Raw genomic sequence first — 8,912 nt, forward strand, 5'->3', positions numbered from 1 at the left:
TATTTCTTGATGTAGGACTGGTGCAGGTCCGGCACGTCATAGCCGGCCCATTCATAGACCACCAGCTTGGGCGGAGCTGCCTTCGCCACCGCCGGCATCACGGTCATCGCCGCCACACCGAGACCCATCTTGGCCAGACCTGCCTGGATCTCGCGCCGGCTCATCTCGCGCTTCAGGAATTTCTCGGCAAATTTCTTTCCATCCATGGTCTTCAGTCGCCTCCCTTGTTTCCCCTGTTCAGTTCCTGCGGCTCTTCATGACCGCCTCCCGCCACCCGGCGGGATGATCCCGTCCCCTTAAAACGGAATATCGTCGTCGAGATCGCCGCCGCCGGCCGGCGCCCGGCCGCTCGAGGAACGGCCACCACCGCCCCCGCCGCCGCTATAACCGCCGCCACCGCCGCCGCCCATTTCCTCGCCTTCGGAGGGCGAATCGCCGCCACCGCCGCCGGCGCGGCCGTCGAGCATCGTCAATTCGCCGCGGAAGCGCTGCAGCACGATTTCGGTCGTGTATTTCTCCTGCCCGCCCTGATCGGTCCATTTCCGGGTCTGGAGCGCGCCCTCCACATAGATCTTGGAGCCCTTGCGCAGATATTTCTCGGCGATCTCGACCAGCTTCTCGTTGAAGATCGCGACCCGATGCCACTCGGTGCGCTCCTTGCGCTCGCCCGAGGATTTGTCGCGCCAGCTCTCCGAGGTTGCGACCGAAAGGTTCGCCACGCGCGTGCCGTCCTGGGTGGAGCGAATTTCCGGGTCCCGGCCGAGATTGCCGACCAGGATTACTTTATTGACCGATCCCGCCATCCGAATGCGTCCTTTTTTCCTTGTTTGCCAGTGGGCCGCCGGCTTGGCCGGCCCTGGCCCCGCTCCAAACGACGAGTTTACGGCATGGCGGCTCGGCCCGTCATCCCCCCGTTTCCGGGGCCCTGTGGATGGCTCACGGAGCCTGGAAATCGGACCGGGGCCGGCGCCTGCTGGGGCTTGTCCCTGCCGCGGCGAGGGCCATTGTCGCGGGGCGGGATTGCGAATCGATCAGGGGTCGATTTACCGCCGTCCTGCGCTATATATGTTCCGGCTTCTTTCCCCACATAACCGATTCCCGCACCCGAAGCATGAGCAACCGCACTGGCACCGGGCTGATCTCCATCCGTGGCGCCCGCGAACATAACCTGAAGAATGTCGATCTCGACCTGCCGCGGGACCAGCTGGTGGTCCTCACCGGCCTGTCGGGCTCCGGCAAGTCGTCGCTCGCCTTCGACACGGTCTATGCCGAGGGCCAGCGGCGTTATGTCGAATCGCTCTCCGCCTATGCGCGCCAGTTCCTGGAGCTGATGCAGAAGCCGGATGTGGATTCGATCGACGGGCTCTCGCCCGCGATCTCGATCGAGCAGAAGACCACCTCGCGCAACCCGCGCTCGACCGTCGGCACGGTCACCGAGATCTACGACTATCTGCGCCTGCTCTATGCGCGCGTCGGCGTCCCCTACTCGCCCGCGACCGGCCTGCCGATCGAGAGCCAGACCGTCAGCCAGATGGTCGATCGCATCATGGCCCAGCCCGAAGGCACCCGGCTCTATCTGCTGGCGCCGATGGTCCGGGGCCGCAAGGGCGAATACAAGAAGGAGATCCAGGATCTCCAGAAGCGCGGCTTCCAGCGCGTCAAGGTGGACGGCAAGCTCCACGAGATCGCCGAGGTCCCGGCGCTCAACAAGAAGCTGAAGCATGATATCGAGGTGGTGGTCGACCGCATCGTCGTGCGCGACGGCATCCAGACCCGCCTCGCCGACAGCCTCGAGACGGCGCTTGCCATCGCCGACGGGCTGGTCTTCGCCGAGTTCGCCGACGCCAAGCCGGTCAAGAAGGGCGAGACGCCGGAACGGCTGACCTTCTCCGCCCGTTTCGCCTGCCCGGTGTCGGGCTTCACCATCGACGAGATCGAGCCCCGGCTGTTCTCGTTCAACAATCCCTTCGGCGCCTGCCCGGCCTGCGACGGCCTGGGCACCACCCTTTATTTCGATCCCGAGCTGGTCATACCGGACGAAAGCCTGACCTTGCGCGAGGGCGCGATTGCGCCCTGGGCCAGCTCCACCTCGCAATATTACGCCCAGACGCTCGACAGCCTGGCGCGGCATTTCAAGTTCAGCGTGACCACGCCCTGGAAGGACCTGCCGGAGAAGTTCCGCAAGATCATCCTCTACGGATCGGGCGGCGACGCCGTGACCATGACCTATGACGATGGCGTGCGGTCCTACAAGACCACCAAGCCGTTCGAAGGCGTGATCCCGAACATGGAGCGCCGCTTCCGCGAGACCGACAGCGCCTGGGTGCGCGAGGAGCTGAGCCGCTTCCAGGCCAACAGCCCTTGCGAGACCTGCAAAGGCGACCGTCTCAAGCCGGAAGCCTTGGCGGTCAAGATCGCGGGGCTCAACATCTCCGAAGTGACGCGCATGGCGATCGCGCCGGCGGAGGCCTGGTTCCGCAGCCTGCCCGAGAAGCTCACCGCCAAGCAGCGCGAGATCGCGCAGCGCATCCTCAAGGAAATCAACGAGCGGCTCGGCTTCCTCAACTCGGTCGGGCTCGATTACCTCGCCCTCAACCGCAATTCAGGCACGCTCTCCGGCGGCGAGAGCCAGCGCATCCGCCTGGCCTCGCAGATCGGCTCGGGCCTGACCGGCGTACTCTATGTGCTGGATGAGCCCTCGATCGGGCTGCATCAGCGCGACAATGCCCGCCTCCTCGAAACCCTGAAGCGGCTGCGCGATCTCGGCAACTCGGTCATCGTGGTCGAGCATGACGAGGACGCGATCCGCGCCGCCGACTATCTGGTCGATATGGGCCCCGGCGCCGGCCGGCATGGCGGCGAGGTCGTCGCCTTCGGCACGCCCGAGCAAGTGATGAAGAATCCCAAGAGCATCACCGCGCAGTATCTGACGGGTGTCAGGGAGATCCCGATCCCCGCCCATCGCCGCCCCGGCACCAAGGGGCCGGACGGCAAGAAGCAGGTGATCCGGGTCCGCGGCGCGCGCGCCAACAATCTGCGCAACCTCACGGTCGACATTCCGCTCGGCACCTTCACCTGCGTGACCGGCGTTTCCGGCGGCGGCAAATCGACCCTGGTGATCGAGACGCTGTTCAACGCCCTGGCGCGCCGCCTCAACGGCGCCCGCACCCATCCGGGCGACCATGACGGGATCGACGGGCTCGAGCATCTGGACAAGGTGGTCGATATCGACCAGTCGCCGATCGGCCGCACGCCGCGGTCGAACCCGGCGACCTACACCGGCGCCTTCACGCCGATCCGCGACTGGTTCGCGGGGCTGCCGGAAGCGACGGCGCGCGGCTACAAGCCCGGCCGCTTCTCCTTCAACGTGAAGGGCGGACGCTGCGAGGCCTGCGAAGGCGACGGCGTGATCAAGATCGAGATGCATTTCCTGCCCGACGTCTATGTCCAATGCGAAACCTGCAAAGGCAAGCGCTACAACCGCGAGACGCTCGAGATCACCTTCAAGGGCAAGTCGATCGCCGACGTGCTCGACATGACGGTCGATGACGGCGTCGAGTTCTTCAAGGCGGTCCCGTCGATCCGCGAGAAGATGGCGATGCTGCAGCAGGTGGGCCTCGGCTACATCCATATCGGCCAGGCCGCCACCACGCTTTCGGGCGGCGAGGCGCAGCGCGTGAAGCTCGCCAAGGAGCTGGCGCGGCGCGCCACCGGGCGCACGCTCTATATCCTCGACGAGCCCACCACGGGCCTGCATTTCGAGGATGTGCGCAAGCTGATGGAAGTGCTCCATCGCCTGGTCGAGCAGGGCAACACCGTGGTCGTGATCGAGCATAATCTCGAGGTCATCAAGACCGCGGACTGGATCGTCGATCTAGGGCCCGAAGGCGGCGATAAGGGCGGGAAGCTCGTGGCGGCCGGAACGCCGGAAGCCGTGGCGCAGGTCAAGGAGAGCTATACCGGCCAGTATCTGAAGCCGCATCTGCGCTCGCGCAGCACGGCCACCTCGCGCAAGGCGGGCTGATCCCTCAGTCGGGGAAGCCCGCCAGACGCAGCCCCTGCTGCAGCCGCTCGAGATCGACCGGGTTCGCGAACATGTAGCTGGCCGAAGCCTTTGCGATCGTGATGTCGGGCAGCTGGCTCCGGCAATCCCGGGCCATCTCGCGCGCCATCTCGATATCGCCCAGCAGGGCGTGGGACGCGGCGGCCACGATATAGCCTTCGAAATAACCAGGCTTCTGGCGGATCGCGCGCTGCGCATTCTCGATCGCGGCGCCATAGCGGCTGGCCGCGAAATGGCCCGCCGCGATATCGCTGTAGCGGAAGAAATTGTTCGGATCGCGCGGGCTCGACCGGATCGCCATCTCGGCATAGCCGATGCCATCGTCCGGTTGGCCCGAATAGATCAGCCCCGACCCCAGCAGGCCCAGGGCGACCGAGCAATTGGGATTGATGTCGAGCGCGCGCCGGAAGGCCGCGATGGCCTCCTCATGCCGCCCCAGATTGAGGGAGGCGATCCCGAAGGCCGAATGCGCGTTCTCATCGTTCTCGTCGAGCGTGATCGCGTGGCGCGCCAGCTCCTGCGCCCGCATCGCCGCGGCCTGCAGATCATCGCCGCCATCCATGAGCGCCTGATGCAGGATCGCGTCGGACAGGATCCAATAGGGCACGGCGCTGTCCGGATCCTCTTCGATCGCCTGCCGCGCCAGCGTCTCGGCCTCGGCGAGGGATTCGGGCGTCGCCTCGTAAAGCCGCCGCCAGGCCCGCTTCAGCAGATCCCAGAGGCCCAGATCGGAGATGGCGCGGCGCTCCGCCAGCTGGCCTTCCTTGAGCACCACCTGGGTCTTGATGGAGGCCACGACGTTGCGCGTGATCTCGTCCTGGAGGTCGAAGAAGTCGGTGAGCGGCCGGTCATAGCGCTCGCTCCAGATATGCGCCCGCGTCTCCACCTCGATCAGCTGGCAGGAGATCCGGACCCGATTGCCGGCCTGCCGCACGCTGCCCTCGAGCAGATAACGGATTCCCAGCTCGCGACCGATCTTCTGCACATCCGGCAGCTTGTCCCGGTAGGTGAGCATCGAGCTGTGGGCAATGACGAAGAGCTGACTGACCCGGGAGAGACCGGTGATGATGTCCTCGGTCAGCCCGTCGGCGAAATGATCCTGATCGGGCTCACCGCTGAGATTAACAAAAGGCAATACCGCGACGGAGGGGTTGTCCGGAAGGTCGTAACCCTCTTCTTCCTCATCCGCGACGAGCCGGGCGCCGCGAGCGATCTCGACCCGGAAGATCCGTACCCGATGCGAGACATCGCGAAGCTCGCGTGGCCCAAAATCCGAAAACTCGTAGGTCAGACGGCCCCGCGCCTGCTCGTGGACGGCACCGGAGATCAGCAAGTTGCCCGGCTCGGCGAGCCGTTCGAGACGCGCCGCGACGGCGAGGCATTCGCCGAAGAGATCGTCGCCCTCGGCCGTGACCTCGCCGAGATCGATGCCCATGCGATAATCCATGCGACGATTTTTCGGCAGATCGGCATTGCGCGCCGCGGCACCGCTCTGGATCGCGATCGCGCAACGCACCGACACGACGGCGCTGGCGAACTCGATCAACAGCCCGTCGCCCATGGTCCGGACGAGGCGCCCCTGATGCAGCGCGATCGCCGGCTCGATCACATGCTTGTGAAGCGCCTGCAGCCGGCGATGCGTCCCCTCCTCGTCGGCGCGAATCAGCCGCGCATAGCCGGCGATATCGGCTGCGAGAATGGCGGCCAGCCGCCTTCGCTTTCTCTCCGAGACTGTCATCCCAGCCTGACCCAATTCCCATCGAGCGGCGCACACCGTAGCCCGGCAAGCGCGTCAGGAAAACAGGGAGTGGAGGTCATGGCAGCCCTGCAGCAGCGGCGGGGCTAAGGGACGGGAGAGACTTCCTACTCCGCCGCCGGCAGGGCCGACTGGGGATCGGCAGGCGGGCGTTCGACCCGCTGGGGCGGAAAACAGAGCCCGACCCGGGTGCCCTGCCCCAGCGCGCTTTGCATCTCGAGCCGGCCGCCATGGAGCTCGATCAGCGACTTCACCAGCGGAAGCCCGAGACCGGTCCCCTGATAGCGGCGGTCGAAATTGACGGAGACCTGGCCGAACGGCGTCAGCGCGATCTTCTGATGCTCGTCCGACATGCCGATGCCGGTGTCGGTGACCTCGACGCGAAGTTCGCCGTCCGTGGCAACGCTCGACTTCACCTCGACGCAGCCGCCGGCCTCGGTGAACTTGATCGCATTGGAGAGAAGATTGAGCAGCATCTGCCGGAAGGACCGCTCGTCGGCCTTCAGGCGAAGATTGTTGTCGGCGTCGCGGCGGGCGACGATCGACACGCCGTTGCGCGAGGCGGTCTCGCCCAGGATCCGGAGCGCGCTGTCGATCGTGTCGCCGACCCGGACCCGGGTTTCCCGCAGCTCGTAGCGGCCGGCTTCGATCTTCGCCATGTCGAGCAGATCGTTGACCATCCCCAGGAGATGATTGCCGCTGGTCAGGATGTCTTCGGCATAGCTCTTGTAGCGCTCCGGCAACGGCCCCATCACCTCGTCCTGCATGCATTCGGCAAAACCGATGATGGCGTTGAGCGGCGTGCGCAGCTCATGGCTCATATTGGCGAGGAAGCCGGATTTGGTGCGGTTGGCGGAATCGGCCGCCTCATAGGCCTGCTCCAGCTCCTGCGAGCGCTGCTCCGTGCGCACCAGCGAGGCCTGCAGCAGGGAGAGCGCGGTGCCAAGCGCCAGATAGCGGCCTTCGCCCGTGATGATGAAGCCCCGCAGCAGCGCGCTGGGCCGATCGGAGGCGATCAGATGGCCGAGCGCCTCGACCGCAATGCCGCGCTCCACCACCAGGGGCTCGGGGTCCATCAGGGTCGAGATCGGCTTCTTCTCGTAGAGCGCCCGGCCATAGGCATGGGCCAGGCGGTGCTCGAACTCGGCGCGATAGACCAGCCCGACGGGCCGTTCCTCCTCGACCACCGGAACCGCGATCAGGTCCACATCGGCGGAGAAACGGTCATAGACGTCGGCGCAGCGGGTCGCAGGCGTGACCGGCTGCACTCTCAAGGCGAACCGATCGATGCTGGCCACCGTCCGCTCCCCGATGTCCTTGTTGCCCGAAACACCCATGTGGAACTCGCTCTGAATGCCGATCTTTTTCGTCGCCCGCCCAAAGGCATGCGCCGTGATTGGCCCGAACTGTGCCCCGGACCCGGTTTAAAGACAGATGAAAAGCCCCTGATTTCACAAAAGCTTCATGCAATTAGGAGCCGGTCCTCAATCGAAAGTTGAGGGTCCGGGAGCGGTTTTGGCAAAAGGGACTACCCGGCTGGCCCAATCGGCGCGCCTAAGGGCTCACGGATATTCCAGTAGGAGTCCTTCTTCACGATCTTGCCGCCGCGGAAGGTGAAGAAATCGCAGCCGCGGACCTCGATGCGCTCATGCGCTTTCGTCGTGCCGCGGAGCGTCCATTGCGAGATGCCAGTGTCGCCGGCCACCCAATGCGAATCCTCCTCATATCGGACATCGGGAAGGCCCGAGAATCTCGATCTCAGCCCTCTCGAACCGCGACGAACCCGACATATCGCGCGCCCCAGGGATCGGGTCCGCGCGGCATTTCCAGCACGCAGTCGGGCGCAAAGAACCCCATGATCCGATCGAGATCATGGGCATTGAAGGCCTCTAGGATTTCTTTCAAAGTAACAATTGTCGGACCGCTCTCCACCATGGCGACCTCCCGTCATGGAATTCTATCACCGGGGGCGACGCCGCCGCAGCCCTGGCCTGATCCGTGCGACCTCCTCCTGGCCCCGAGGGGACGTCATGAACGACGAGCAGAGCGGTTACAGTTGCCTGAACCGTTTCGACATGGTCGACGCGACCGGCGAAGCGGAGAAATTCATCGCGTTCCTGGACCGTGTCGAGGCGCTGCCCGAAGTCATCGCGCGTCGTCATCGCTCCTATGAGCGGCTGGCCCTCCAATCCGGGATGTTCGTGGCGGAGATCGGCTGCGGCACCGGGACGGCGACGCGGGAATTGGCCGCCCTGGTCCATCCCGGCGGCCATGTCTATGGCTTCGACATCAGCGGGCAGTTCATCACCCTGGCCCGCGCCCGCGCTTTCGCCGCCAGCGCGAAGGTAGAGTTCCAGGTGGCCGACGCCGCCACCCTGCCGCTGGCCGATGGCTGTCTCGATGCCTATCGCGCCGAACGCGTCTATATGCATCTGAAGCGTCCCGAGACCGCCCTGTCGGAAGCCTTCCGGGTGTTACGCCCCGGCGGCCGCCTCCTGGTCATGGACCAGGATTGGGACAGCCTGCTGTTCGACGGCGATCTCTATGCGACGCGGCTGGTCACGCGCGCTTTCGCCGATTCCATGGTGAACGGCATGATCGCGCGTCGGATGCGCGGGCTCCTGCTCGACGCCGGCTTCAAAGACGTGACTGTCGTTTCGGAAGCGGTCACACATTCGGATGGCCAAGCCTATGGCTGGATGGCCGAGACAGTGGGGAAAGCCGCCATGGCCTCCACTCTGGACCCCGCCATCGTCGAAGCCTGGATTGCAGACCAGCGGCGACGGATCGAGGACGACCGCTACTTCTTCTCCTCCACCCACCTCGTTACGAGCGGCCGGCGACCCTGACCGCAGGCGCGGCCGCATGCTGCCCGCGCCGGCGCACCTCGACGATCTCCGCCACCACCGAGAGCGCGATCTCTTCCGGCCCTATGGCCCCGAGATCGAGCCCCGCCGGCGCCCGCAGGCGCTCGAGACGCGTGACTTCCATGCCGTCTTCCTGAAGCTGCTCGCGCAGCGAAGCGGCCTTGGCGCGGCTGCCGACGAAGGCGACATAATCGCCGTCGGTCGAGAGCGCGGCCTTGAGGGCAGC

9 protein-coding genes are annotated in these 8,912 nt (G+C 65.5%); 2 read left to right on the forward strand and 7 right to left on the reverse strand.

Going from position 1 to position 8,912, the window contains the following annotated elements:
• Together ACREE8_RS06340 and ssb are read right to left on the reverse strand one after the other, a co-directional pair.
• The coding region (locus ACREE8_RS06340) for a hypothetical protein (RefSeq protein WP_431572138.1) at positions 1 to 206 on the reverse strand (206 nt) is incomplete at its 3' end.
• A 90-nt stretch (positions 207 to 296) separates the two neighbouring features.
• Positions 297 to 803 carry a single-stranded DNA-binding protein gene (gene ssb, locus ACREE8_RS06345; RefSeq protein ID WP_431572139.1) on the reverse strand — a complete coding sequence of 169 codons (507 nt, stop codon included), beginning with the start codon at positions 801 to 803 and terminating at the stop codon, positions 297 to 299.
• A 308-nt stretch (positions 804 to 1,111) separates the two neighbouring features.
• Here ssb and uvrA point away from each other — a divergent pair, with 308 nt between their 5' ends.
• On the forward strand, positions 1,112 to 4,024 hold the full coding sequence (gene uvrA, locus ACREE8_RS06350; RefSeq protein WP_431572140.1) for an excinuclease ABC subunit UvrA: 2,913 nt from the start codon (positions 1,112 to 1,114) through the stop codon (positions 4,022 to 4,024).
• Between the two features lie 4 nt (positions 4,025 to 4,028).
• Here uvrA and ACREE8_RS06355 read toward each other — a convergent pair whose 3' ends face one another.
• The 4 genes from ACREE8_RS06355 to ACREE8_RS06370 form a co-directional block, all read right to left on the reverse strand.
• Complete coding sequence (locus tag ACREE8_RS06355; protein WP_431572141.1) at positions 4,029 to 5,801, reverse strand: tetratricopeptide repeat protein; 1,773 nt, start codon at positions 5,799 to 5,801, stop codon at positions 4,029 to 4,031.
• Between the two features lie 125 nt (positions 5,802 to 5,926).
• Complete coding sequence (locus ACREE8_RS06360; protein ID WP_431572142.1) at positions 5,927 to 7,156, reverse strand: ATP-binding protein; 1,230 nt, start codon at positions 7,154 to 7,156, stop codon at positions 5,927 to 5,929.
• Positions 7,157 to 7,347: 191 nt separating this feature from the next.
• Positions 7,348 to 7,656 (reverse strand): nuclear transport factor 2 family protein, encoded by a 309-nt coding sequence (locus tag ACREE8_RS06365; RefSeq protein WP_431572146.1) that lies wholly within the window; start codon positions 7,654 to 7,656, stop codon positions 7,348 to 7,350.
• Positions 7,578 to 7,754 (reverse strand): nuclear transport factor 2 family protein, encoded by a 177-nt coding sequence (locus ACREE8_RS06370; protein WP_431572143.1) that lies wholly within the window; start codon positions 7,752 to 7,754, stop codon positions 7,578 to 7,580. Before ACREE8_RS06370 ends, ACREE8_RS06365 begins: the two co-directional genes overlap by 79 nt.
• Positions 7,755 to 7,849: 95 nt before the next feature.
• Between ACREE8_RS06370 and ACREE8_RS06375 the strand changes: the two genes are divergently transcribed.
• The gene (locus tag ACREE8_RS06375; protein ID WP_431572144.1) at positions 7,850 to 8,668 is read left to right on the forward strand and encodes a methyltransferase domain-containing protein; all 819 of its coding nucleotides are present in this window, start codon (positions 7,850 to 7,852) and stop codon (positions 8,666 to 8,668) included.
• Here ACREE8_RS06375 and ACREE8_RS06380 read toward each other — a convergent pair.
• Positions 8,646 to 8,912, reverse strand: a 267-nt coding sequence (locus ACREE8_RS06380) for an XdhC family protein (RefSeq protein WP_431572145.1), incomplete at its 5' end; no start/stop codon positions are given. The two genes, ACREE8_RS06375 and ACREE8_RS06380, sit on opposite strands and share 23 nt — an antisense overlap.

It is taken from the genome of Hypericibacter sp., from assembly GCF_050729195.1.
Classification (GTDB): Bacteria; Pseudomonadota; Alphaproteobacteria; order Dongiales; family Dongiaceae; genus Hypericibacter.